The following is a 25,156-nucleotide window of genomic DNA, read 5'->3' as shown; positions in this document are numbered from 1 at the left end:
GGACCGATTCCCGTCGCCGAGTCCGCAAGCCCATCGAGGAGAATTACATGAAGAAAATCGAAGCCGTCATCAAGCCGTTCAAGCTCGACGAGGTCCGTGAAGCGCTGTCCGAAGTCGGCATCGCCGGTCTGACCGTGTCGGAGGTCAAGGGCTTCGGCCGCCAGAAAGGCCACACCGAACTGTATCGCGGCGCCGAGTACGTCGTTGATTTCCTGCCGAAGATCAAGGTCGAGATCGTCATCGGCGACGACCTCGTCGATCAGGCGGTCGAAGCGATCATCAAGGCGGCGCGCACCGGCAAGATCGGCGACGGCAAGATCTTCGTCACGGCCGTCGAGCAGGTCGTGCGCATCCGCACCGGCGAAACGGACGAAGCCGCAATCTGATTGCCCCCGGCCGGATTGCCGGCCGCGTTCACTCCTTCGGCGGATTGCCGGCCCGCAGCAGCACCAGCAGCGCTCCGGAGCCGCCTTCGTTCGGACCGGCCTGGCAGAAGGCGAGGATTTCCTCGCGTTGCGCGAGCCAGCCGCGCGACAGATGCTTGAGGATTGACAGTTTGCCGGGCGACCCCAGCCCCTTGCCGTGAATCACCCGCACGCAGCGGCGCCCCTGCTGCAGGCTCGCCGCGAGAAAGCGCGCCAAGGCTTCGCGGGCGTCGTCCCGGTTGTAGCCGTGCAGGTCCACTTCCCCCTGCAGCACCCAGCGCCCGCGGCGCAAGTCCACGAGCACGCGGCGTGGCAGGCCGGGGCGCAGGAATACCGCCTCGTCCCCCATTTCCAGCCGGTCTTCGAGGCTCATCGGCGCGTCGAGCGATTCGCGTAACGCAGCCTGCTCGTCTTCGCTGTGCTTCAGCGGCTCCGGGCGGGGCGGCGGAGGCTGCAGCTCGACCCGGTCGGGCGATTCGATCTGCCGGGATCCGCGCACCGCGTGACGGAAAAGCTCCGCCGGATCGAGCGCGTCGGGATCGGGCGGCAGCAGCAGTGACGCCGGATCGGCCTCGATGCGATGCCGGTCCTCGTCGCGCGCGTGCAGCGGGTACGGGGACGGACGGGCGCGACCGAGCTCCGCGTGCCCGGGGTCGCGGAGCGGTGTGACGTCGCCGACCGCCAAGCGAAAGAGGGCGGCATCCTCGAGTGCGTCAGCGGGCAAGCGCGCGGCGGGAGAGGGCGTGTCGGACTCGGCGGGTTGCGGACGCGGCACCGGCGGCGGTTTCGGCGTCTCGATTTCCGCTCGCCCGCCCCCTCTGGTAAGCGGTGCGACATTGCGCACGGCGTCGCGGAACAGCGCCGGATCGTCATCAGGGGCAGCATCCGGGCGCATCCCGGTGGCCGTCGCGTCGCGGGCGTCATTTGCCGCAGCCGAAGGCGGCGGCTCCGGTTTCGCAGGCTTTTGGTTGCTTGCGGCGGGCTTAAGCTTGCCGCGCAAGGCGGCAAGTTCCTCGAAAGTATGCGAGGGGCGCCCGGTCCGGCTCCCCGGTTTCGGCGCAGCAGGAGGAAGCCGCCGGGCCATCGCCGTGCTCAGCCGGCGAGCGCGTCCAGGTAGCGCTCCGCGTCGAGCGCGGCCATGCACCCGGTGCCCGCGGACGTCACCGCCTGGCGGTAGATGTGATCCTGCACGTCGCCCGCGGCGAACACGCCCGGCACGCTGGTCGCCGTGGCGTCGCCTTCGCGGCCGCCCTTGGTGACGATGTAGCCGTTTTCCATCGTCAGTTGGCCTTCGAAGATGTCGGTGTTCGGCTTGTGGCCGATCGCGATGAAGACGCCCTGCAGCGCGACGTCGCGGGTCGCGCCGGTATTCGCATCCCTGACCCGCATGCCGGTCACGCCGGTGTTGTCGCCCAGCACTTCGTCGAGCGTCGAGTTGAGCGCGAGTTCGATTTTTCCGGCGGCGACTTTCTCCATCATCTTGTCGATGAGGATCTTCTCGGCGCGGAATTTCTCGCGGCGATGCACGACCGTGACCTTCTTCGCGATGTTGGCGAGGTACAGCGCTTCTTCGACTGCCGTGTTGCCGCCGCCGATCACTGCCACGTCCTGGTTCTTGTAGAAGAAGCCGTCGCAGGTCGCGCACGCGGAGACGCCGCGGCCGGAGAATTTCTCTTCCGACGGAATGCCGAGATATTTCGCCGTCGCGCCGGTCGAGATGATCAGCGCGTCACACGTGTATTCCCCGGCGTCGCCGACGAGCCGGAACGGTTTCTCGCCAAGCTTCGCGGTGTGGATGTGATCGAAAATCATCTCGGTGTTGAAGCGTTCGGCGTGCTTCTGGAAGCGGGCCATGAGGTCCGGGCCCATCACGCCTTCGGCGTCCGCCGGCCAGTTGTCGACATCGGTCGTGGTCATCAGCTGACCGCCCTGTGCCAGGCCCGTGATCAGGACCGGATTGAGGTTGGCGCGGGCAGCATACACAGCGGCCGTGTAACCGGCGGGGCCGGAACCGAGGATGAGCAGGCGGGCGTGCTTGTTTGTCATGGCGCAATCTTCTTTCTGGTTGGCGAGAGCGGGATTATAGCCGAGGGGTTTGCCGCGCCGAGTCAATGATCTCCATAGTCTGGGGCGATCACGAAAGCATGCTTCGTCAGTGCGGACGCATCGTCGAATCCGTGCGAGGCCGCGCCGGCCGCGCCTCGGTCGGGAAGGTCAATGGCGGATTCCGGTATGATTGGTGATATTGTGCGTCGCCAGTTTTTCCGTTTTCTGATACGCCGTTCGAGCACATTCCGGAGTCGCCATGACCCAGTCCACCGCGGTTTCCACCACCGCCCTGAAGACCTTCCCGCTGTTTCAAGGTTTGTCCGACGATACCCTGGCCATGGTTTCCCGCTCCGCGATGATGCGCCGCATCCCGCGCGGGCAGAGCGTGGTGCATGCGGGCGAGCGCAGCGATTTTGTCTACCTGGTCCTGACGGGGAGCCTCAAGGTCGTCGTCAGCGACGAGGATGGCCGCGAGGTGATCCTGACGATTCTGGGGCAGGGCGAACTGTTCGGCGAAATGGGCATGTTCGGCGAGCAGCCGCGCTCGGCAACCGTCGTCGCGGTGATGCCGTCCGATCTCGTGATGATCGCGAAAAACGATTTTCGCACCATCCTGCAGGGCAACTTCGAAGTGGCCTGGCGCATCATGGCCAACCTCGCCGACCGCCTTCGCAATGCCGATCGCAAGATCGAGAGCCTCGCGCTGATGGACGTCTACGGCCGCGTCGCGCGCCTGCTGCTTGAAATGTCCGAGGAAGTGAACGGGGATGCGGTGGTGGTGCGCAAGATCACGAAGCAGGACATCGCGAAAATGATCGGTGCGTCGCGCGAGATGGTCAGCCGGGTGATGAAGGACCTCGCGGCGCAGGGGCTTATCGAGGAAACCGGCGCCGGCATCGTGCTGCGCGACCGCCTGCAGAGCCTTTGATCGCGCCCGTCTGTTTCCCTTCGCAACAGCGGCCACGGCCGACTTGACGGATCGCATATAATTTCGCACCGTCGTTTTCCTCCGGCCTCAAGTTTCTCCTCATGTCGTCCCGCCTGTCCTCACGTTCCCAGCCTTTGCCGGAAAAGATCTCGCTGCTGCTGCAGGAAGCCCGCTGGCTGATTCTCGGCGTGATGTCGCTGTACGTGGGCCTCGTGCTGCTCGGCTACAGCAAGGCCGATCCGGGCTGGTCGCACGCTGCCCAAGTGTCGCGCATTGCCAATCCTGGCGGGCGTTTCGGCGCATGGCTCGCGGATCTGCTGTATTACCTGTTCGGCGTGTCCGCGTGGTGGTGGGTGGTTTTTCTCGGCTACGGGCTGGTGTGGGGCTTTCGCCGGCTGAAGCATGACCTGCGGCTCGACAGACGGTCGTTTTTCATCGTTCTGGTGGGTTTCTTCGTCGTGCTGGTCGCCAGCAGCGCGCTCGAATCGCTGCGCTTCCACTCGCACGGCGCGAGCATCCCCCTGGCTCCCGGCGGCCTCGTCGGCATTGAGCTGGGCGCCGCGGTGCAGCGTTATCTCGGCTTTACGGGCGGCACCCTGCTGTTGCTGGCGCTGTTCGCGTCCGGATTGAGTCTTTTCTCGGGCATCTCGTGGCTGTCGCTCGTCGAACGAATCGGCACTTCGCTCGAGCGCGCCTGCAGCACGCTGCGGCAGGCATGGCGTGGCCGGACCGAGCGCAAGGCGGCGCAACCGGTCGCGCAGAAAGGCGGCGCGCTCGTCGAGCCGAAGCGGCGCAAAGCCGAAGCGGCGCCGTCGCAGTCGGTGCGCATCGAGCCTGTGCGGATCGAGCCTGCGATGGGTGACGTGCCGAAGCCGGAGCGCGTCGAGAAGGGCCGGCAGCAGCCGCTCTTCGTCGATCTGCCGGCGGGATCGATACCGCCGCTCGCGCTGCTGGATCGACCGTCTGCCGACCTTGAGCCGCCGTCGGCCGAATTGCTGGAGTCGACATCGCGCCTGATCGAAACGAAGCTCGCTGATTTCGGCGTCGAGGTGAAGGTGCTGGCGGCTTATCCCGGGCCGGTCGTGACGCGCTACGAAATCGAGCCGGCGACCGGCGTCAAGGGCAGCCAGGTGGTGAATCTCGCGAAAGACCTTTCGCGCGCACTGTCGCTGGTGTCGATCCGCGTCGTCGAGACGGTGCCCGGCAAGTCGTGCATGGCGCTGGAGCTGCCGAACCCGAAGCGGCAGATGGTGCGCCTGTCCGAGATCCTGGGTTCGAAGGCGTATCAGGACATGCATTCGTCGCTGACGGTCGCGCTCGGCAAGGACATCGGCGGGCAGCCGGTCGTCGCCGACCTCGCGAAGATGCCGCATCTGCTCGTCGCCGGCACGACCGGTTCGGGCAAGTCGGTGGGCATCAACGCGATGATCCTGTCGCTGCTGTACAAGGCCGAGCCCGAGAAGGTGCGGCTGATCATGGTCGATCCGAAGATGCTGGAATTGTCGATCTACGAAGGCATTCCGCACCTGCTGGCGCCGGTCGTCACCGACATGAAGCACGCGGCGAACGCGCTGAACTGGTGCGTCGTCGAGATGGACAAGCGCTACAAGCTGATGGCGGCGGTCGGCGTGCGCAACCTCGCCGGCTTCAACAAGGCGGTCACCCAGGCGGCGGAAACGGACAAGCCGATGACCAACCCGTTCGCGATCAACCCCGACAACCCGGAGCCGCTCGAAACGCTGCCGCACATCGTCGTCGTCGTCGACGAGCTCGCCGACATGATGATGGTGGTCGGCAAGAAGGTCGAGGAGCTGATCGCGCGGCTCGCACAGAAGGCACGCGCGGCTGGCATCCACCTGATCCTCGCGACGCAGCGCCCGTCGGTGGATGTCATCACCGGCCTGATCAAGGCCAACGTGCCGACGCGCATCGCGTTCCAGGTGTCGAGCAAGATCGACTCGCGCACGATCCTCGACCAGATGGGCGCCGAAGCCTTGCTCGGCATGGGAGACATGCTTTATCTGGCGCCCGGCACCGGGCTGCCGGTGCGGGTGCACGGTGCGTTCGTCGCCGACGACGAGGTGCACAAGGTCGTCGACCATCTCAAGCGCAGCGGGCCGCCGGATTATGTCGAAGGGATCCTGTCGGCCGCCGAGGAGGAGACTGACGGCGCGCTCGGCAGCGCAGACAGCGGCGATGGCGAGGCCGATCCGCTCTATGACCAGGCGGTGGAGATCGTCGTCAAGACGCGGCGGCCGTCGATTTCGCTCGTGCAGCGCCATCTGCGTATCGGCTACAACCGCGCCGCGCGGCTGATCGAGCAGATGGAACGTTCCGGTCTGGTATCGGCGATGGGCAGCAACGGCAACCGCGAAGTGATCGCGCCCGTGAAGGAGACCGAGTGAGTCATTGGAGCAGGGGCCGGGCAGCATTCATGGCACGCGTGCTGCTGTGCGCGGCAGCCGCTTGGGCGTCATCGGGAGCGGCGGCAGCGGCGAGCGGCGTCGAGCAGTTGCGCGAGTTCGTCGACACCGCGCGCAGTGCGCAAGGCGAATTCGAACAGGTGGTGTCGTCCGCTTCGGGACGCAGGGCGCAGCAGGCGAGCGGCAGCTTCGTGTTCCTGCGCCCCGGCAAGTTCCGCTGGAGCTACGACAAGCCGTATCCGCAACTCCTCGTCAGCGACGGCGAGAAACTGTGGTCGTGGGACCGGGATCTCAACCAGGTCACCGTGAAGCGCCTCGGCGACGCGCTGGGGAGCACGCCGGCCGCGATCCTTGCCGGCAGCGGCACGCTGGACCGCGATTTCAACTTCGCCGAAGCGGGCTCGGGCGAAGGGCTCGCCTGGGTGCTGGCGACGCCGAAGCTTGCGGAAAGCAGTTTCCAGTCGATCCGCCTGGGCCTCGCGGGAGGGCTGTTGAAGCGCATGGAGTTGCAGGACAACTTCGGCCAGACGACGATGATCGTATTTACGTCGCTGGTGCCGAACGCGCATCCCGACCCGGCGCTGTTCCGTTTCGTCCCGCCCGCGGGCGCCGACGTCATCGGCGACTGACGCGCGACACGGATGGCGGACCTTTTCGACGACGTCGAGCCGCCGCGCGTACCGCTCGCCGAGCGGATGCGCCCGACGACGCTCGACGAGGTCGCCGGCCAGCGTCATCTGCTCGGTCCCGGCAAGCCGCTGCGGCTCGCCTTCGCATCGGGCAAGCTGCATTCGATGATCCTGTGGGGGCCTCCGGGGGTCGGCAAGACGACGCTCGCGCGCCTGATGGCGCGGGTTTTCGATGCGGAATTCATCGCGTTGTCGGCGGTGTTCTCCGGGGTCAAGGACATTCGTGAAGCGGTCGCGCACGCGCAGGCCGAAAAAGCGCGCGGACGCCAGACGATCCTGTTCGTCGATGAGGTGCATCGCTTCAACAAGGCGCAGCAGGATGCGTTTCTGCCTTACGTCGAGCAGGGCCTCGTGACGCTGATCGGCGCAACGACCGAGAATCCGTCGTTCGAAGTCAATTCGGCGTTGCTGTCGCGCGCTGCGGTCTATGTGCTTGAGCCGCTCGACGAGGAAGCGCTGGGGGAACTGTTCGAACGTGCCCGTCTGCTGGCGTGTCCGCAGCTGGAATTCGCGCCGGTCGCGCGTGAACGCATGATCGGCTTTGCCGACGGCGACGCGCGGCGCTTGATGAACCTCATCGAGCAGGTCCAGGTTGCCGCGGAAACCGCCGGCGTGGTGACGGTGATGCCCGAGTTTGTCGACGAGGCGCTATCCACTCGACTGCGGCGTTTCGACAAGGGTGGTGAAGCGTTCTACGACCAGATATCGGCGCTGCACAAGTCGGTGCGGGGCTCGAACCCCGATGCGGCCCTTTACTGGCTGTGCCGGATGCTGGACGGCGGGGCGGACGCACTCTATCTCGGACGGCGCCTGATCCGCATGGCGACCGAGGACATCGGGCTCGCCGACCCGCGCGCGCTCGAAATCGCGTTGAACGCCTGCGCGACCTACGAACGGCTCGGTTCTCCCGAAGGCGAACTGGCGCTCGCCGAAGCGACGGTTTTCCTCGCCTGCGCGGCAAAATCCAACGCGGTCTACAAAGCCTATAATGCGGCGCGCAAATACGTCGCCCAGGACGTGTCGCGCCCGGTACCGCTGCATCTGCGCAACGCTCCGACCCGCTTGATGAAGGAACTGGGCTATGGCAAGGCCTATCGCTATGCGCATGACGAACCCGAAGCGTACGCCGCAGCCGAGAGCTACCTGCCCGACGGCATGGATGCGCCGGGTTGGTATCGCCCGACGCAACACGGACTCGAAGCGCGGATCGCGGCAAAGCTCGAACATCTGCGCGAACTCGACGAGTTGGCGGCTACACGCGTCCCGAAGGACGCGGGGAAAGACGAAAAGTGAAGCGGGGCGACAGCTTTCAGTGCGGGAGGGGGTGGTCGGCCATGAAGCGGGCGCACACACTCTTGGCCCGCTCGGCCCTTTCGAGGTCCCCACGTTCGGTGGCTCGCTCGATAAGGTCTTGCATGTAGGTCGTCAACATCAGCACCCCTTCCGGCGTTTGCACCATGCCGCATACAACCTGCGCGGCGGCTCCGTCGGGAATGCCCTCGTGTTCTGCAACGAGTGCAACTTCGTCATCGGTCAAATCGCAATAATCAAGGCAGTCTCTAATGGACAACATCGGCCTCTCCTCTAGTGTTGCGGGCACCGTCTTCCGCGGTGTTGGCTTACTAAGCTTAAGATATGCGGCGCCGAATGCAAGAAAAGTTTGCCCATTGCGATGAATATAAACGATTGATTTCATTAATGGATTTGTGCATCGCCGCAAACTTTTCGCGAGGCGGGCGAAAGGCCAGCGAATAGAGCGGTTTGGTGCCGGAAGATGTCCTGTCTTGTCAGAAAAACCCGTGTTCCCATTGAATCCACTCGAATTCCGGAATTGTCATGCTTGATATCCAACTTCTACGCACCCAGATCGACGTCGTCGCGGCAGCGCTTGCAACGCGGGGGACGAGTTTCGACGCCGCGGCGTTCCAGTCCATGGAGAACGAGCGCAAGTCCCTGCAGACGCGCACCCAGGACCTGCAGGCGCGCCGCAACAGCCTGTCGAAGCAGATCGGCATGCTGAAGGGCAGGGGAGAGGATGCTTCGGCAGTGATGGACGAAGTCGGGGGCATCGGCGACGAGCTGAAGGCCAACGAACAGGCGCTGGGGGCGCTTCTCGAGCGGATCAATGCATTCGTCGCCGGGCTGCCGAACCTCCCGCACGACAGCGTGCCGCCGGGCCGCGACGAGTCGGCAAACGTCGAGGTCGTCCGCTGGGGCACGCCGCGGGAATTCGGCTTCGAGGTCAGCGATCACGTCGACCTCGGAAGCGGATTGGGAGGGCTCGATTTCGAAACCGCGGTGAAGATCGCCGGTTCGCGTTTTGCACTGATGCGCGGTGGTCTGGCGCGGCTGCATCGCGCGCTCGCCCAGTTCATGCTCGACGTGCATACCCGCGAACATGGCTACACCGAGGTCCACGTCCCCTATCTCGTCAATCCCGACAGCATGTTCGGCACCGGCCAGCTGCCCAAGTTCGAGGCCGACCTGTTTTCCGTCACCAAAGACGACGGGCGCTTCTACCTGATCCCGACCGCGGAGGTACCGATCACCAACATCGTGCGCAACGAGCTGCTCGCGCACGACGTGCTGCCGCTGAAGTTCGTCGGCCACACGCCGTGCTTCCGCTCCGAAGCAGGCAGCTACGGTCGCGACACGCGCGGCATGATCCGCCAGCACCAGTTCGACAAAGTGGAACTGGTGCGCATCGAACATCCGGACGCGTCATGGGCGGCGCTCGAGGAACTCACCGGTCATGCCGAAGCGATCCTGCGCAAGCTTGATCTGCCGTATCGCAAAGTCGTGCTGTGCACCGGCGACATGGGGTTTTCCGCCGCCAAGACCTACGACCTCGAAGTGTGGCTGCCGGCGCAGAAAACCTACCGCGAGATTTCCTCGTGCTCGTGCACCGGGGCGTTCCAGGCGCGCCGCATGCAGGCCCGATTCCGCAACGCGCAGGGCAAGAACGAACTCGTGCACACCCTGAACGGTTCGGGCCTGGCAGTCGGCAGGACGTTGGTCGCCGTGCTCGAGAACTATCAGCAGGCCGACGGTTCGGTTGTCGTGCCGAAGGCGCTGGTGCCGTGGATGGGCGGGATCGAGGTGCTCGAGCCGCGCGGCTGAAGCCGCTCAAGAAAACGCCGGGCCGCCCCAAGTTTTCTTGTCCCCCTCGGGGGGCGGAAACGGCAAAGCCGTTTCCTGGGGGTGCTCAGTCGCCGGAACGGCCGAGCTTCAGGCCGGGGGGCTGGAGCGGCGGGGTGTACGGCGGTTCGAGGCGCGCGAGAATGCCGTGGAAGTTGCGGATGTTCTCCGTCATGATCACCGCCTCGCCGCCGCGTGCCGGACCGGATTTGAGCCGCGCCGCGTATGCGGGCCGTGACAGCAGCGGAAGGACGGCTTTCATGTCCCACCACGTCGTGTCGTCCCGGCCCATGCCGCGGGCGATCGCCCGCGCGCCGTTCATGTGGCCCATGCCGAGGTTGTACGCCGCCACCGCGATCCATGAGCGGTCGGGCTCGGCAATCGCGCCGGGCAACTGGTCCCTGAGCATCGAAAAATAGCGCGCCCCGCCGAGAATGCTCTCGCGCGCATCGAGGCGGTCGCCGACGCCGAGCCGGTCCGCGGTCTCGGAAGTCAGCATCATCATTCCCCGCACGCCGGTTCGCGACGTCGCGAGCGGGTCCCACCGCGATTCCTGGTACGCGAGCGCGGCGAGAAAGCGCCAGTCGACGCCGGTGCGTGCCTGCGCGTCATGGAAATGCTGGCGGTAGCGGGGCAGGCGCGTGCGCATGTGGCCCAGAAAAACCGCCACGTCCTGGTCATCGAGGCGGCGGATGTGGCCGAAGTAGCGATCGGCGATTCGGGCGAGCAGGGCACTTTCCCGGGCCCCGGCGAGAAAGGCGTCGACCTCGGCGGCCAGGCTCCCGGCATCGATTGGCAGCGCCCACGCGATCTCGGACCGAACCGGCAGATCGTATGCAATCACGAACATCGGGTCGGTTTGCGCGGCCAGCGCGAAATGCACGCGGTCGGTGGCGACGAGGTCCAGTTTGCCCTGCCCCAGCTGTTCGAGCAGCGCCTGATCGCCGAGCCGCGCCGGGAAGTGCAGGTTGAGGCCGGGAACGCGCTTGCGGATCCGATCGAGTGCCTCGACGGGCGCCGAACCTCGCCGCATGCTGATCGTTCGCCCGGCGAGATCATCCTCCCCGTCGATCTCCCTGCCGTCCGAACGCCCGACCAGCACATAGTCCACCTCGCGCAACGGAGCCGACCAGCGCAACGGAAAGCGTTCGTTGCGGGTGATTCCGGCCGCGGCGAGATGCACCTCGCCGTTGAGGACCGCGTCGAGCGCGCGCGGCGCATCGGGATACACGACGAAACGCACCGGCACGTCGAGGCGTTGGCCCAGTTTCTGCAGCAGGTCGTGCTCGAACCCCGACGCCTCGCCCTGCGCCTCCTGACGGTAGGAAATCGCATCCAGCCGAGTCGCGACGCGCAATTCGCCGTCCGTCCGATAGTCCCCGACCCGTCGCGGAGCGGCGTCCGGCGTGCATCCCGACAGCCCAAACAGCGCTATGAAGAACAGAAAGACAGGCAAGAAGGCACTCCCCGGCGGTGACCCCGGATTTTGCGCGAGCACGAGCCGGGGGGCAAACGACACCCATGACAGCGATCTTCGGCAGCGGCGCCAGGGTGCGTGGCCGCTTTCAGGGAACGGCCTTGAAATGCCGCTCGGCAGACGAAGTTATTTCTTGTTTGATATTGATCGTGTACGTATAATGCGCCCTCCCGCGAGACGATCGCGGGACGCGGAGAGGTGGCAGAGTGGTCGAATGTACCTGACTCGAAATCAGGCGTAGGCGCGAGCCTACCGTGGGTTCGAATCCCACCCTCTCCGCCATATACTGAACTAAGCCCCTGATTCTAGGGGCTTTTTTCTTGCCTGCCAAGCTGCGTCGAATAGGCTGAACAGACTTTTGTCGGGGATGGCGGGGCGGGTGATCGTGTAAGGTTTGCGGTGGCGTTGTAACGGTTTTCAGGCCCGGGGCGTGGGGCCGGCGGCGGCACAGGGAGCGCGGCGGGCATTCCGATTGCACGCGGCTGGCGCAGTCACTCCCAGGAGACAGCCATGGCCAGCCAGCAGAAAGATGAAACGACGTCGGCTCAAGCGGTACCGAACCCGGTCCAGGTGCAGAAATTTCTCGGCGGCCTGGATTATCCCGTCGGGAAGCAGGAGCTTGTCGAGCAGGCACGCAAGAAAGGCGCCGACGCGAACGTGATGGAGGCGCTCGAGCGGATTCCGGATCGGCAGTATGACAGCCCCGTGTCGGTGTCTGCGGAGGTTGGCAAACTTGGCTGAGGGAACCGCAGCCGCCGCCCCGGCCCCGGCAGATATGGCGTCGCGCTTTGAACTGCAGGCCGGCGCCATCGTCGCGTTTCACGATGGATTCCTTGCCGACCGGGCTGCGCCATCGCTTGCCGAGCCCGCGCCGTGGTGGCGGTGGATCGAGGAAAACCATCGCAGCAACACGGCGTTGTGGCGCGAAGAGGACCGGGCGCGGCGCACCGACGTGCCGGACGGCGAGATCGTGCGTTGCAAGCGCAACATCGATGCGTTGAACCAGCGGCGCAATGACGCAGTCGAGGCGCTGGACGATTGTCTTCTCACGGCCCTCGAGCGCGTCGTGCCGGCACCCGCTCCTGACGCGCGGCTGTCGAGCGAGACCGCAGGCGCGATCATCGACCGGCTGTCGATCCTGGCGTTGAAGATCCACCACATGCGCCAGGCCTCGCAACGTCGCGAGGCCGGGGCCGAGCATATGCGGCGGTGTGCCGACAAGCTCGCGACGCTGGTCACGCAGCGCGAGGACCTGGCGGCTTGTCTCGACCGCCTGCTGCGGGAAGCGAGCTGCGGCGTCGCGCGCTTCAGGACGTACCGGCAGTTCAAGATGTACAACGATCCGTCGCTGAACCCCGAGCTGTACCGCCGCTCGCGCGCGGCGAACGATGCGCCGCCGGCGCAGATGCCGTTCGCGGTGGACGTGCTGATCCCGACCTGCGACCGGCCCGCTGCGCTCGCCGTGACGCTGACCTCGCTTTTCGCGCAAAGCCTCGGTGCGCTGCGGATCGTGGTTTCCGACCAGGGCGCGACGTGCAGCGCCGAGGCCTCGCCCGAGGTGCAGGCGGTCGTGCGGCTCCTTGCCGCCAAGGGGCATGCCGCCGAGTTCCACCGTCACCTGCCGCGCCGCGGCCTTGCCGAGCAGCGCCATTTCCTGCTCGCCCAGGCGCGGTCGCCCTATGTGCTGTTCCTCGACGACGACGTGGTCGTCGAGCCGGATCTCGTCGAGCGTCTGCTGAAGGCGATCCGGGAGCAGGGCTGCGGCTTTGTCGGCAGCGCTCTGATCGGACTGAGCCATGCGGAAGACCGGCGGCCGCACCAGCAGGGCATCGAGTTCTGGGAGGGTCCGGTCGAGCCCGAAGAGGTGGTGCCGGACAGTCCGGCGTGGGCGCGCCACCAGTTGCACAATGCCGCCAACCTCTACCACGTGCAGACGAATCTCGGCCTCACGGCGGACCGGCAGCGGTTTTACCGTGTCGCGTGGGTCGGCGGCTGCGTGCTGTTCGACCGGGCGAAGTTGGAGGCTGCGGGCGGATTCGAATTCTGGCGCGAGCTGCCCCCTGAGCACTGCGGCGAGGACGTGTTCGCGCAGCTGCGGGTCATGGCGCGCGATGGCGGCTGCGGCATCATCCCCTCGGGCGCCTATCATCAGGAGCTCACGACGACGGTCCCGCGGCGGGACGTGGATGCGCCACGCGTGCTGCGCACGAAACTGGAGGGACGATGACCGGTTCGGCAGGCAACGCTCCGCCGCCGCGTTTCGCCGAAGTCGCGACGATCGCGGTGCTTCGGCCCAATGGCGTCGGCGACTTCGTGTTCGCGCTGCCGGCGCTTGCGGCGCTCAGGGAAACCTACCCGCAAGCGCGGATCGTGCTGCTGGGCAAGCCGTGGCACAAGGTCTTTCTCGACAGCCGCACGCCGCTGGTGGATGAGGTCGTCGCCCTGCCGCCCGTTCCCGGCGTCGGCGCGCCGCCCGGCGCGATCTGCGACGCGGGGGCGATCGAGTCGTTCTGCGCGCTGTTGCGTCGACGCGGCTTCGATCTCGCCTGCCAGATGTTCGGCGGCGGAAGGTATTCGAACCCGTTCCTGCTGCGTCTCGACGCGCGGCACACGGTCGGCCTGCGCACGCCCGGCGCCGCGGCGCTCGAGCGTTCGCTGCTGTACGTGCCGTGGCAGAACGAGCGCCTGCGGCTGCTCGAAGTCGCCGCGCTCGCCGGAGCGCGCACCGCGACGCTCGAGCCGCTGCTGCCGGTGCTGCAGCGCGATGAGACGGAACTCGGCGACCGCCTGCCTCTGCCGCCGCATCCGCTCGCGGTGCTGAGCCCCGGTGCGAGCGACGCGCGGCGGCGCTGGAGCATCGATCGCTTTGCCGAAGTCGGCGATGCGCTGGTGCGCGCCGGCGCGCTCGTCGTCGTGCAGGGGAGCGCGGACGAGCGACAGCTCAGCGCCGGAGTGGTCGCGGCGATGCGCATGCCCGCCATCGATGCAGGCGGGCTGTTATCGCTCGACGGCCTCGCGGCGTTGCTGCAACGGGCGCGGCTCGTCGTCGCGAGCGACAGCGGGCCGCTCCATCTCGCGCACGCGCTCGGCACCCCGACGGTGGGAATCTACTGGCTGAAGAACCTCTTCGTTTCGGCTCCGCTGACGGCGGCACGGCACCGGCACACGGTGTCGCTGCGGCTGCAATGCCCGGTCTGCGGCCGCCAGAATCTGGACAGCCGATGCGGGCACGACCCCTCGTTCGTCGATGACGTCGAGGCCGCCGAAGTTACGGAGCTGGCGCTGGAGCTGTGGCGCGACGCGCAGGCATCGCCAGCAGCACGCGCGCCTGCGCCAGCACCTCGCTGAGGTCTTCGTCGCCACCGCCCTGAGCCGCTCGATCGCGCGCCGGCGCCCATACCGGCCGATGCAGCGCGCGATCGAGCGGCGCCCAGCGCGCGATCTCGGACGCCCGGAAGACGATCACGCACGGCAGTTTCAGCGCCGCGGCGAGATGCGCGACACCAGTGTCGTTGCACACCAGCAGCCGCGCGCCGCCCAGCAGCGCCGCGAGGGCGCCGGCGGAGATCGGCGCCGCGGCGTCGATGGCAGGAGAGCGCATCGCGGCGCGCACCGCAGCGGTGATCGAGGTTTCGTGCTGCGAACCGGTCAGCACCAGCGGCAGGCCGCAGTCGTCGTGCAAGGCATCGCCCACCGCGGCGAAGCGCTCCGGCGGCCAGCGCCGTTCTGCTGCTCGTGCGCCAGCATGCAGACAAACGTACCCGTTCGGCCGCAGGCCCTCGGCGACGCCGCTCGCGGCGAGTTCGGCGTGGTCGGCAGCGGTCAGCGGAAACTCCAGGTGCTCGCCGACGGGCGGGGCGCCGAGAAAGCGCATCAGCGCGAGCAGACGCCGGATCTCCGCGCCGCAGTCGGGATAGGGCAGGAACACCCCGTCGCCGCTGCCGGGAGCACCAAAACCGGCGTTGAACCGCGCGCCGAACTCCGCGACGAGCGGATTCGTGATCGTGCCGTCGCCATGCATCTGGATCGCCAGATCGGCTCGCCGCGCTCGCATCGCGGCAAGGAAATCGGGCTGCGCGGCGGAATCGGCGGGCTGTTCCGGGAGGCCCGGAAAGCCGGGAAAGGCGACGAAAACGTCGAGATAGCGAGGGTGGCGGGCGGCAAACGCCGCGGCCCACGGCAGGCCGACGAGCGTGATGCGGGCGTGCGGGCAGGCTGCACGCAACGCGCGCAGCGCGGGTACGGCACACAGCATATCGCCCAGTTGCAGCGCGGAACACGACGATCGTCCGCGGCTGCAGAACTTCCAGCAAGGGACGCTGCATTCGGATTTCCTGCGGAAGGATGGGCTCGCGCTGCTGCAATCGGGATGCCGGACTGAACTGGCCGGAGGCTGCCGGGGCCGGCACGCGTGATCCGGGCGGGCCGAGCAGGGGGCCGGGCGCTTCTTACAAGACCGTGTAGTTGTTGCACCCGGTATCGAAGGACCATTGTGCCCTGCGAATGACGCTCGGGCCTTCCGCTTGCTTCGGCCAGCGCATGGGGGAAGCCCGGCCCGGGCAGGGGGTAGCGCTTCATCGCACCCCGTCATGAGGAGGGATCGAGATGAATATGAATACAAAGACCAAACGCAAGTTGATCGCTGCGGTCGCGGCCACGGCCGTCGGGTTGCCATCCGGCCTACCGGCGTGACATGGACAACTCCGCGGGCGAACGCGAGCGGGACCGCAGGTAGCGCCCGGCTTGGGCGATACGGCAGGTTGGCTTGGGCGCTTGTCCTACTACACTGGAAAAGTCGGGCCATGGTTTTGCCATGCGCCCGAGGCGGCTGGCCTCCTCCGCGGCCGGTGCCGGACGATTGCAGGGGGACGCCGATGCAGATGAGTGACCCGGGCAAAGGCCCGTCGTGGAAAGCACCGACGACTGATGGGGCGCGGGATCGTCCGCTGGACGGCGCCGAGGACGACGATTTCCGCAGTGCGCTGCTTGCCGGACTGGCGGCGACGCCGAAGCGGGTGTCGTGCAAGTTTTTTTATGACGCCGAAGGCTCGGCGCTGTTCGACCGCATCTGCACGCTGCCGGAGTATTACCCGACACGCGTCGAACTCGATCTTCTCGAGCGCCACGCCGGCGAACTGGCCGTGCTCATCGGCCCGGACGTCGAACTCGTCGAGTTCGGCGCCGGTTCGGGCCGCAAGGTGCGGCGGCTGCTCGATGCGCTGCGCCGGCCGCGTGCCTACGTTCCGGTCGACATCTCGGGCGAACATCTGCACCAGGCCGCGAGCCGGCTCAGGGCGGATTACCCGCGGCTGGGGATCCGGCCGGTCGTCGCCGACTACACGCGTGCGTTCGATCTTCCGCCAAGCGTGTCCGGGGCGCAGCGTCGTGTCGGTTTTTTCCCCGGCTCGACGATCGGCAATTTCGCGCCGGAAGAAGCGGCCGGATTCCTCGGCATGGCCGCTGCGTTGCTGGACGGCGGCGGCCTGCTGATCGGCGTCGACCTGATCAAGGATCCGGCGCTTCTGCATGCCGCCTACAACGACTCGCAGGGCGTCACTGCCGCATTCAACAAGAATCTGCTGGCGCGGGCGAACCGCGAACTCGGCGCAGACTTCGCCGACGACGGTTTCGCCCATTACGCGTTCTACCAGCCGCTCGCGCGGCGCGTCGAAATGCATCTGGTCAGTCTCGTGGCGCAGCGTGTGCGGGTCGCCGGCCGGGAATTCCGTTTCGCCACCGGCGAGACGCTGCACACCGAGAATTCCTACAAGTACACGGTCGAGGAATTCCGCTCGCTCGCCGCACAGGCGGGGTTCGTGCCGCGCAGATACTGGACCGACGCGGCGCGCCTGTTCAGCCTGCACTGGCTCGAAGTCGCCTGATCGCCCCGCGGCGCAAGGCACGGCGCTTGCGGACGACAGAGCCGCGACGGCAGCGCCGCAGCTTTGCCGGGCCGGTGTCCCGTCCTTAGCGCTTTCAGGAGGCAGCCATGTTGTCATCGACCGTAGATCGCGTCCCGGCCCACACCGCAGCCCACATCAACCAGCGGATCCGGGAGCACACCCGCGAGAACGTCGAGCGGGCGGGGGACTAGATGGACGCTACGACGACGCACAGCCGCCTCTCCGAACACGACATCTACCTGTTCCGGGAAGGCTCGCACGGCCGCCTCTACGACAAGCTCGGCTGCCAGCTCGAGGACGCCGGCGCGCATTTCGCCGTGTGGGCGCCGAACGCGCATGCGGTAGCGGTGATCGGGAGCTTCAATGCGTGGCGCGACGATGCCGCAGTGCTGCGCCCGCGCGACGACGGCTCGGGCATCTGGGAAGGTTTCGTCGCCGGCGTCGCGGCGGGCGACGTCTACAAGTACCGCGTCGCGGGCCATGACGGGCGCGTTGCCGAGAAGGCCGATCCGTTCGCGCTGTATGCGGAGGTGCCACCGGCGACCGGTTCGCGCGCGTGGCGGGGCGGATACCGTTGGGGCGACGATGCGTGGATGACGAGCCGCGCGCGCGCCAATGCGCTCGATGCGCCGTTCAGCATCTACGAACTGCACCTCGGCTCGTGGCGTCGCGCGCAGGACGGTGCGCTGCCAGGCTACCGCGAGATCGCGCCCCAACTCGCCGCGTACGTCGTCGAGTGCGGCTTCACGCATGTCGAACTGATGCCGCTCTCGGAGCACCCGTTCTACGGCTCGTGGGGCTACCAGACGACCGGCTATTTTGCTGCGACGGCGCGCTACGGCACGCCCGACGACCTGATGTTCCTGATCGACACGCTGCACCAAGCGGGCGTCGGCGTGATCCTCGACTGGGTGCCGTCGCATTTTCCGAGCGATGCGCACGGCCTGGCCGAGTTCGACGGCACCTATCTGTACGAACATGCGGACCCGCGCCAGGGGTTCCACCCGGAATGGCATTCGTGCATCTTCAATTACGGGCGCCACGAGGTGTGCGCGTTCCTGCTGTCCTCCGCGCTGTTCTGGCTCGACCGCTTCCATATCGACGGGCTGCGCGTCGATGCGGTCGCGTCGATGCTGTATCTCGACTACGGCCGCCAGCACGGCGAGTGGGTGCCGAACCGCTACGGCGGCCGGGAGAACCTCGACGCGGTCGCGTTCCTGCGGCGTCTCAACGAGGCAGTCTATCGCGACCACCCGGGCGTGCAGACGATCGCCGAAGAGTCGACCGCGTGGCCGATGGTGTCGCGCCCGCTGTATGTCGGGGGCCTGGGCTTCGGCATGAAATGGAACATGGGCTGGATGCACGACTCGCTCGACTATTTCCGCCACGACCCGCTGTTCCGCAAGTTCCACCACGGCCGGATCACGTTCTCGATCTGGTACGCGTTCCACGAGAACTTCGTGCTGCCGCTGTCGCATGACGAAGTCGTCTACGGCAAGGGTTCGCTGATCGGCAAGATGCCCGGCGACAGCTGGCAGCAGTTCGCCGGGCTGCGCGCGCTGTTCGGCTACATGTGGGCGCATCCGGGCAAGAAGCTGCTGTTCATGGGCGGCGAGTTCGGCCAGCGGCGCGAATGGACGCACGAGGGCGAACTCGAATGGTGGGTGCTCGACCGGCCGGAACACGCCGGACTGCGGCACTGGGTCGGCGACCTGAACCGGCTGTATCGCGAGCGCGCCGCGCTGCACGAGCTCGATTTCGACGAAGCCGGTTTCCAGTGGATCGACAGCGACGACAGCGAAAACAGCGTGCTGTCGTTCCTGCGCAAGTCGCGCGACGGCGCCACTGTTCTCGTCATCTGCAATTTCACGCCGGTGACGCGGCCGAATTACACGCTCGGCGTGCCGCGCGCCGGGTTCTGGCGCGAGGCGCTCAACAGCGACGCGACGCTGTACGGCGGCAGCGGGGCGGGCAATCTGGGTGGCGTCGAAACCGTGCCGGTGCCCGCGCACGGGCATTTCCAGTCGCTGACGCTGACGCTGCCGCCGCTGGCGGTGCTGTTCCTGATTCCGGAGGCAGGCGATGCGCGCCCGGACAGCTGACATCGTCGAGGATGTGCGCCGCGTGCCCGACGAAGGCCGGATTCGCGCGGTCATCGAATCGGTCACGCCGCAGGTCGACGGCGGCCGCTTCGCCGTCAAGCGCGTCGTCGGCGACGAGTTCGACGTCGAGGCCGACTGCTTCGCGGATGGTCACGACGCGGTGCTCGCGATGCTGTGCTGGCGGCGCGACCAGGACGAGCAGTGGCACGCCGTGCCGATGGCGGCGATCGGCAACGAGCGCTGGCGCGGCCGCATCAGGCTCGGCGAGATCGGACGCTGCTGGTACACGGTGACGGCGTGGGTCGACGCGTTCGAGTCGTGGCGGCGGGATCTGGCGCGGCGTGTCGAGCCCGACGACATCCGCATGGCGGGCCTGATCGGCGCCGACCTGATCGAGGAAACCGCCGAACGCGCAACGATCGGCGATGACCGCGAGCGGCTCGCGGCGTGGGCGCGACGACTGCGCGACGCGAGCCAGGCCGAAGGCGCGGATCCGCAGGTGCTCAAGGCGCTGGGTCTCGATGCGCGGCTCGGCGAGATCGCGGCGCGCCATCCGGATCGCCGTTTCGCTGCCGTCCACCCGATGCTGCCGCTCGACATCGACCGTCCGCTGGCGCGCTTTGGCGCGTGGTACGAGCTTTTTCCGCGCTCGACCGCGCCCGCTGCCGGCGCGCACGGAACGCTGCGCAACTGCGCCGACCGTCTCGCCGACATCGCCGCGATGGGCTTCGATGTGCTGTACCTGCCGCCGATCCATCCGGTCGGCCGGGAGCGGCGCAAGGGACCGAACAACGCGCTCGTCGCCGCGCCGGACGACGTCGGCAGCCCGTGGGCGATTGGCGCCGCGGAAGGCGGTCACCTTGCGGTGCACCCGCTGCTCGGCACCGTCGAGGACCTGCGCTACCTGATTGCGCGGGCGCACGAACACGGCGTCGAGCTCGCGCTCGACATCGCGCTGCAGTGCGCGCCGGACCATCCCTGGGTCACCGAGCATCCTGAATGGTTTCGCCGCCGGCCCGACGGGAGCGTGCAGTACGCCGAGAACCCGCCGAAAAAATACCAGGACATCTACCCGTTCGACTTCGAGACCGGCGACTGGCAGGCGATGTGGCACGCGCTCGCCGGCATCTTCCGCCACTGGATCGCCGAAGGGGTGCGGATATTCCGCGTCGACAACCCGCACACCAAGGCTTTTCCGTTCTGGGAATGGGCGATCGCGAGCATCCGCCATGATCACCCGGACGTGATCTTCCTCGCCGAAGCCTTCACCCGGCCGCGCGTCATGCACCGGCTCGCGAAGCTCGGCTTCACGCAGTCGTACACATACTTTACGTGGCGCAACACGCGCGCCGAGCTCACCGAGTATTTCAGCGAGCTCGCGCACGGCCCTGGCGCCGATTACTTCCGCCCGAACGTCTGGCCCAATACGCCCGACATCCTGCCCGAATATCTGCAGCTGGGCGGCCGGCCGGCTTTCGTCGTGCGCCTCGTGCTCGCGGCGACGCTGGCGGCGTCCTACGGCATCTACGGTCCGGCGTTCGAGCTGATGGAGCATGTGCCGCGCGAGCCGGGCAGCGAGGAATACCTGAACTCCGAGAAATACCAGCTGCGCGAATGGGATCTCGACCGGCCCGACAGCCTCGCCGCGCTGATCGGGCGCGTCAACCGTGTCCGCCGCGACAATCCGGCGCTGCACGCAAACACGTCGCTGCGTTTCCTGGCCATCGACAACGACCAGCTGATCGCGTACTCGAAGACGGCGGATGCGGGCGACAACATCATCGTCGTCGTCGCGAATCTCGATCCGCACAACGTGCATTCGGGCTGGCTCGAACTCGACCTCGACGCGTTCGGCATCGCGCCCGGGACGAGCTTCCAGATGCACGACCTGCTGTCCGGCGCGCGCTATCTGTGGAGCAGCGCACGCAACTTCGTGCGCCTCGACCCGCAGCGCGTTCCGGCGCACCTCTTCGTGCTGCGTCGCCGAGTGCGCAGCGAACGCGATTTCGACTACTTCCTGTAAAGGCTGTCGACGATGGATCTGTTGCCCGCAACGGCCGCGCCGGACAAGGAAACCGACGACGGACTCTGGTACAAGGACGCGGTGGTGTATGAACTGCACGTCAAGGCGTTCTTCGACGCCAACGACGACGGCGTCGGCGACTTCAACGGCCTGACGCGCAAGCTCGACTATATCCGCGACCTCGGCGTCAACACCATCTGGCTGCTGCCGTTCTACCCGTCGCCGCTGAAGGATGACGGCTACGACGTTGCCGACTACCACGGCGTGCTGCCGGCGTACGGCACGCGCGCGGACTTCCGGCAGTTCGTCCGCGAAGCGCACCGGCGCGGCCTGCGCGTCATCACCGAGCTCGTCGTCAATCACACCTCGGACCAGCACGCGTGGTTCCAGGCCGCGCGCCGCGCGCCGGCAGGGTCGTCGAAGCGCAACTACTACGTGTGGAGCGACAATCCGAGCCGCTACGCCGGCACGCGCATCATCTTCACCGACACCGAGACGTCGAACTGGGCGTGGGACCCGGTCGCGAAGTCGTACTACTGGCACCGCTTCTTCAGCCACCAACCGGACCTGAACTTCGAGAACCCGAACGTGCTGAAGGCGGTGCTGCGCACGATGCGCTTCTGGCTCGACATGGGTGTCGACGGCTTCCGGCTCGACGCGATTCCCTACCTGCGCGAGCGCGAGGGCACGAACAACGAGAACCTGCCCGAGACGCACGACGTGATCCGCGAAATCCGCAAATGCATCGACGCGCACTACCGCGGCCGCGTGCTGCTCGCCGAAGCGAACCAGTGGCCGGAGGACGTGCGCGAGTACTTCGGCGACGGCGACGAATGCCACATGGCCTACCACTTCCCGCTGATGCCGCGGCTCTTCATGGCGGTCGCCCAGGAAGACCGCTTCCCGGTCGTCGACATCATGCGGCAGACGCCGGACATCCCGGACAACTGCCAGTGGGCGATCTTCCTGCGCAACCACGATGAACTGACGCTCGAGATGGTCACCGACCGCGAGCGCGACTACATGTGGCAGTTCTTCGCCAACGACCCGCGCATGCGCATCAACGTCGGCATCCGCCGGCGCCTCGCGCCGCTGCTCGAGAACAGCCGCGACCGCATCGAGCTGATGAGCTTCCTGCTGCTGACGATGCCGGGGTCGCCGATCATCTATTACGGCGACGAGCTCGGCATGGGCGACAACGTCTTCCTCGGCGACCGCGACGGCGTGCGCACGCCGATGCAATGGACGCCGGACCGCAACGCCGGGTTCTCACGCGCCGACCCGCAGCAGCTCTACCTGCCGCCGATCATGGACCCGATCTACGGCTTCCAGGCGATCAACGTCGAAGCGCAGGCACGCAACCCGCATTCGCTGCTGAACTTCACGCGGCGGCTGATCGCGATGCGCAACGGTTCGCGCGCGTTCGGCCGCGGCACGCTGCGCTTCCTCGAGCCGGGCAACCGCAAGGTGCTCGCTTACCTGCGCGAATATCGCGACCAGAGCGTGCTGTGCGTCGCGAACCTCGCGCGCACCCCGCAGGCGGTCGAACTCGACCTCTCGCGCTTCGAGGGGCGCGTGCCGGTCGAGATCGTCGGCCGCGTGCCGTTCCCGCCGATCGGCAAGCTGCCGTATCTGCTGACGCTCGCTGGCCACGGCTTCTTCGTCTTCGAGCTGTCGGCCGGTGTGCCGCCGCCGAACTGGCACGAGGAGCGGCTGCCGCAGACCGAGCTGCCGATGCTCGTGCTCACCGAAGGCTGGCGCACGTTCTTTCGCGGCCACCAGGGCGGCAGCGCGGTGCGCCGCGCGATCGCCACCCGCAGCCGCGACCAACTGCAGAACGAAGTGCTGCTGCCGTACCTGCAGGCGCGGCGGTGGTTCGCCGCGAAAGGCGAGACGGTGACGCGCATCGAAGTCGTCGAGGAGCAGGAATGGGGCGCCGGCGGCGGCAACTGGCTGCTTGCGCTGCTCGAAGTCAGCCTCGCCGGCGGATCGTCGCAGCTGTACTTCCTGCCGCTCGGCATCGCGTGGGAGACGGCCGGCGACAACCCGGTCGATCGCTTCGGCGCGGCGGCGCTCGCCCGCGTTCGCGAGAAGGCGCGCATCGGCATCCTCTACGACGCGTTCATCGACCCGGTGTACTGCCGCGCGCTGGGCCAGAGCATCGGCGGTGGTGGGCCGCAGCCGCTCGGCCGCGGCAGTCTGCGCTTCACCGCGAGCGAGCACTATGCGCGGCTCGCCGAGGGGCTCGACGACGAGGTGCGCCAGCCGCTGCAGGAGCAGACGAACACCGGCGTGTTCTTCGGCTCGCGGCTCTACCTGAAGGCTTACCGGCGCCTGCAGTTCGGCACCAACCCGGAAATCGAAGTCGGCTATTTCCTCGGCAGCGCAGCGGGATTTTCACGCGTCGCCGCGGTCGCCGGTTCGGTCGAATACATCGCGCCCGACGGCCGGGGCGCGGCGCTGGCGATGCTGCAGGAATTCGTCGACAACCAGGGCAACGCGTGGGATTACACGCTGAATCATCTGGACCGGCTCTTTTCTCCCGATACCTGGCCTGCAGCGGCGGCCGACGCAGCCGAGGCCGAGGGGAGGGACCGGGTCTACCTGCTGCTCGCGCAGACGCTTGGGCGGCGCATCGGCGAGATGCATGCGGCGTTCGCGCACGGCACTGATCCGGCATTCGCCCCGGAGCCGCTCGGCGACGTGGAAGTCGAAGCCTGGCGCGCCCAGGTGATCGGGGACGTCGAGCGCACCCTCGGCCTCCTCGAAGCGGCGTTGCCGCGTCTGGACGAGCGCGTCCGCGACGAGGCGAGGCAGGTGTTTGCGGCGCGTCACGCGCTGGGCGCGAGCCTTGCCGGGCTCGACCTGGTTTCACCCGGTCTGGTGAAAACGCGGCTGCACGGCGACCTGCATCTCGGGCAGGTGCTGATCGCGCAGAACGATTTCGTCATCGTCGATTTCGAGGGCGAGCCGGCCCGGCCGATCGACGAGCGGCGGTACAAGCATTCGCCGCTGCGGGACATCGCCGGCATGCTGCGTTCGTTCGACTACGCGGTGCGCACGGTCGGATACCACCATCTCCAGGCGCGCCCCGAGCACGCTGACGCACTGGCGCGCGCGCTGTCCGAATGGAAGGAGGGGGTGGTCCGGAGCTTCATGCGGGCGTACCACGACGTCGTTGCACCGCTGCCTTCCGTTCCGCCGGACGCGGCCGTCGCCGCGGATTTCCTGACGCTGTTCGTCATCGAGAAGCTGCTCTACGAACTGCGCTACGAACTGGACAATCGCCCGGAATGGGTCCGTGTTCCGCTCGCGGCGCTCGCGGAAATCGAGGCGTCGCTGCAGGGAAGCTGACCCTGCCGCACAGGGAACGATTCCTCGCCGGCGCGGCCGCTAGAAGCGGTGGCTGACCGTGAGCTGGAACACCTCGATGCCGTGATTCGGTTGCTTCAGCCCGGCATTCGAATAATGGCTCAGCCGCACGCCGACTGATGTCTCGCCTTTGCCCCCGGCCCTGCCTCCCCAGGCGATGCCGACGCCGATCAGTTCGCCGAACTGGAAGTGGGTGGACAGGTTCCTGCGTCCAAGTTTTTCCTCCGAGAAGAGGTTCAGACCGAGGCCCGCCTCGAGATACGGGTACGCGCCGGTACGGATCGGAGAGATACGGAAGGTCGCGAAAGCGCCGGCCTGGACCGCTTCGTCCGAATGGCTGCGGTGGCGGTTCAACTGGAGTTCCGGGTGGCCGGCGATGCGCCAGTTCTTCCATTCGGTGCGATACCAGACCGGCAGCAGCCACTGCACGCCGACACTATCGACCGAGCCGCGGCTTCCGGCCTGCAAGGCGACACCCTGCGCGGCGGGGCACGCGGCCGCGGCAGCGAACAACGCCAGCGCGCACGACATGTCGGCAAGTCCGTGCGCTCGCCGGCGGCGCGTGGTCTGCAAGGGTGGCTTGGCGGTTGCTGTCGGACAACCGCGCCCCATCGGAGCCGGGAAGCG

At 67.1% G+C, this 25,156-nt stretch carries 19 protein-coding genes and 1 tRNA gene; 14 read left to right on the top strand and 6 right to left on the bottom strand.

What is annotated here, in order from left to right:
- Positions 1 to 47: 47 nt before the first annotated feature.
- Positions 48 to 386: a P-II family nitrogen regulator gene (locus tag GO606_RS16155; RefSeq protein WP_169117741.1), complete on the top strand. Its 339-nt coding sequence runs from the start codon at positions 48 to 50 to the stop codon at positions 384 to 386.
- 28 nt (positions 387 to 414) lie between these two features.
- Here GO606_RS16155 and GO606_RS16150 read toward each other — a convergent pair whose 3' ends face one another.
- Both GO606_RS16150 and trxB read right to left on the bottom strand, forming a co-directional pair.
- Positions 415 to 1,320: a Smr/MutS family protein gene (locus tag GO606_RS16150; protein WP_246979667.1), complete on the bottom strand. Its 906-nt coding sequence runs from the start codon at positions 1,318 to 1,320 to the stop codon at positions 415 to 417.
- 197 nt (positions 1,321 to 1,517) lie between these two features.
- Positions 1,518 to 2,471 (bottom strand): thioredoxin-disulfide reductase, encoded by a 954-nt coding sequence (gene trxB / locus GO606_RS16145; protein ID WP_169117739.1) that lies wholly within the window; start codon positions 2,469 to 2,471, stop codon positions 1,518 to 1,520.
- Positions 2,472 to 2,730: 259 nt separating this feature from the next.
- On the opposite strand from trxB, the gene GO606_RS16140 reads away from it, so the two are divergent.
- From GO606_RS16140 to GO606_RS16125, 4 genes are all read left to right on the top strand, one after another.
- Positions 2,731 to 3,402: a Crp/Fnr family transcriptional regulator gene (locus GO606_RS16140; protein WP_169117738.1), complete on the top strand. Its 672-nt coding sequence runs from the start codon at positions 2,731 to 2,733 to the stop codon at positions 3,400 to 3,402.
- Between the two features lie 101 nt (positions 3,403 to 3,503).
- Positions 3,504 to 5,807 carry a DNA translocase FtsK gene (locus GO606_RS16135; protein ID WP_169117737.1) on the top strand — a complete coding sequence of 768 codons (2,304 nt, stop codon included), beginning with the start codon at positions 3,504 to 3,506 and terminating at the stop codon, positions 5,805 to 5,807.
- Between the two features lie 29 nt (positions 5,808 to 5,836).
- The gene (gene lolA / locus GO606_RS16130; RefSeq protein WP_169117736.1) at positions 5,837 to 6,454 is read left to right on the top strand and encodes an outer membrane lipoprotein periplasmic chaperone LolA; all 618 of its coding nucleotides are present in this window, start codon (positions 5,837 to 5,839) and stop codon (positions 6,452 to 6,454) included.
- Between the two features lie 12 nt (positions 6,455 to 6,466).
- A complete protein-coding gene (locus GO606_RS16125; protein WP_169117735.1) occupies positions 6,467 to 7,807 on the top strand; it encodes a replication-associated recombination protein A in 1,341 nt (446 codons plus the stop codon).
- Between the two features lie 16 nt (positions 7,808 to 7,823).
- Here GO606_RS16125 and GO606_RS16120 read toward each other — a convergent pair whose 3' ends face one another.
- Positions 7,824 to 8,087 (bottom strand): hypothetical protein, encoded by a 264-nt coding sequence (locus GO606_RS16120; RefSeq protein WP_169117734.1) that lies wholly within the window; start codon positions 8,085 to 8,087, stop codon positions 7,824 to 7,826.
- A gap of 263 nt (positions 8,088 to 8,350) precedes the next feature.
- On the opposite strand from GO606_RS16120, the gene serS reads away from it, so the two are divergent.
- Complete coding sequence (gene serS, locus GO606_RS16115; protein WP_169117733.1) at positions 8,351 to 9,634, top strand: serine--tRNA ligase; 1,284 nt, start codon at positions 8,351 to 8,353, stop codon at positions 9,632 to 9,634.
- Positions 9,635 to 9,719: 85 nt separating this feature from the next.
- Here the strand turns inward: serS and mltF are convergent, their stop codons facing one another.
- On the bottom strand, positions 9,720 to 11,108 hold the full coding sequence (gene mltF, locus GO606_RS16110; RefSeq protein WP_169117732.1) for a membrane-bound lytic murein transglycosylase MltF: 1,389 nt from the start codon (positions 11,106 to 11,108) through the stop codon (positions 9,720 to 9,722).
- A gap of 213 nt (positions 11,109 to 11,321) precedes the next feature.
- Here mltF and GO606_RS16105 point away from each other — a divergent pair.
- From GO606_RS16105 to GO606_RS16090, 4 genes are all read left to right on the top strand, one after another.
- Positions 11,322 to 11,411, top strand: a tRNA-Ser gene (locus GO606_RS16105).
- Between the two features lie 228 nt (positions 11,412 to 11,639).
- Positions 11,640 to 11,870 carry a DUF2795 domain-containing protein gene (locus GO606_RS16100; protein ID WP_169117731.1) on the top strand — a complete coding sequence of 77 codons (231 nt, stop codon included), beginning with the start codon at positions 11,640 to 11,642 and terminating at the stop codon, positions 11,868 to 11,870.
- On the top strand, positions 11,863 to 13,356 hold the full coding sequence (locus tag GO606_RS16095; protein WP_211166544.1) for a DUF4254 domain-containing protein: 1,494 nt from the start codon (positions 11,863 to 11,865) through the stop codon (positions 13,354 to 13,356). The genes GO606_RS16100 and GO606_RS16095 overlap by 8 nt, the downstream gene beginning before the upstream one ends.
- The gene (locus GO606_RS16090) at positions 13,353 to 14,477 is read left to right on the top strand and encodes a glycosyltransferase family 9 protein (RefSeq protein WP_169117730.1); all 1,125 of its coding nucleotides are present in this window, start codon (positions 13,353 to 13,355) and stop codon (positions 14,475 to 14,477) included. Before GO606_RS16095 ends, GO606_RS16090 begins: the two co-directional genes overlap by 4 nt.
- Here the strand turns inward: GO606_RS16090 and GO606_RS16085 are convergent.
- Positions 14,398 to 15,384 carry a glycosyltransferase family 9 protein gene (locus tag GO606_RS16085; RefSeq protein ID WP_169117729.1) on the bottom strand — a complete coding sequence of 329 codons (987 nt, stop codon included), beginning with the start codon at positions 15,382 to 15,384 and terminating at the stop codon, positions 14,398 to 14,400. The genes GO606_RS16090 and GO606_RS16085 overlap by 80 nt on opposite strands.
- 619 nt (positions 15,385 to 16,003) lie before the next feature.
- Here GO606_RS16085 and egtD point away from each other — a divergent pair.
- The 4 genes from egtD (at position 16,004) to treS (ending at position 24,511) form a co-directional block, all read left to right on the top strand.
- The gene (gene egtD / locus GO606_RS16080; protein ID WP_169117728.1) at positions 16,004 to 17,011 is read left to right on the top strand and encodes an L-histidine N(alpha)-methyltransferase; all 1,008 of its coding nucleotides are present in this window, start codon (positions 16,004 to 16,006) and stop codon (positions 17,009 to 17,011) included.
- Between the two features lie 212 nt (positions 17,012 to 17,223).
- Positions 17,224 to 19,134 (top strand): 1,4-alpha-glucan branching protein GlgB, encoded by a 1,911-nt coding sequence (gene glgB, locus GO606_RS16075; RefSeq protein ID WP_169117727.1) that lies wholly within the window; start codon positions 17,224 to 17,226, stop codon positions 19,132 to 19,134.
- The gene (locus GO606_RS16070) at positions 19,115 to 21,157 is read left to right on the top strand and encodes an alpha-1,4-glucan--maltose-1-phosphate maltosyltransferase (RefSeq protein ID WP_169117726.1); all 2,043 of its coding nucleotides are present in this window, start codon (positions 19,115 to 19,117) and stop codon (positions 21,155 to 21,157) included. The genes glgB and GO606_RS16070 overlap by 20 nt, the downstream gene beginning before the upstream one ends.
- Positions 21,158 to 21,169: 12 nt before the next feature.
- Positions 21,170 to 24,511, top strand: coding sequence for a maltose alpha-D-glucosyltransferase (treS, locus tag GO606_RS16065; RefSeq protein WP_169117725.1), 3,342 nt, complete (start codon positions 21,170 to 21,172; stop codon positions 24,509 to 24,511).
- 39 nt (positions 24,512 to 24,550) lie between these two features.
- Here treS and GO606_RS16060 read toward each other — a convergent pair whose 3' ends face one another.
- The gene (locus GO606_RS16060; RefSeq protein WP_246979665.1) at positions 24,551 to 25,060 is read right to left on the bottom strand and encodes an acyloxyacyl hydrolase; all 510 of its coding nucleotides are present in this window, start codon (positions 25,058 to 25,060) and stop codon (positions 24,551 to 24,553) included.
- Between the last annotated feature and the right edge of the window lie 96 nt (positions 25,061 to 25,156).

The organism is Aromatoleum anaerobium, assembly GCF_012910705.2.
Classification (GTDB): Bacteria; Pseudomonadota; Gammaproteobacteria; order Burkholderiales; family Rhodocyclaceae; genus Aromatoleum; species Aromatoleum anaerobium.
This window is presented reverse-complemented; position numbering and strand designations above follow the sequence as displayed.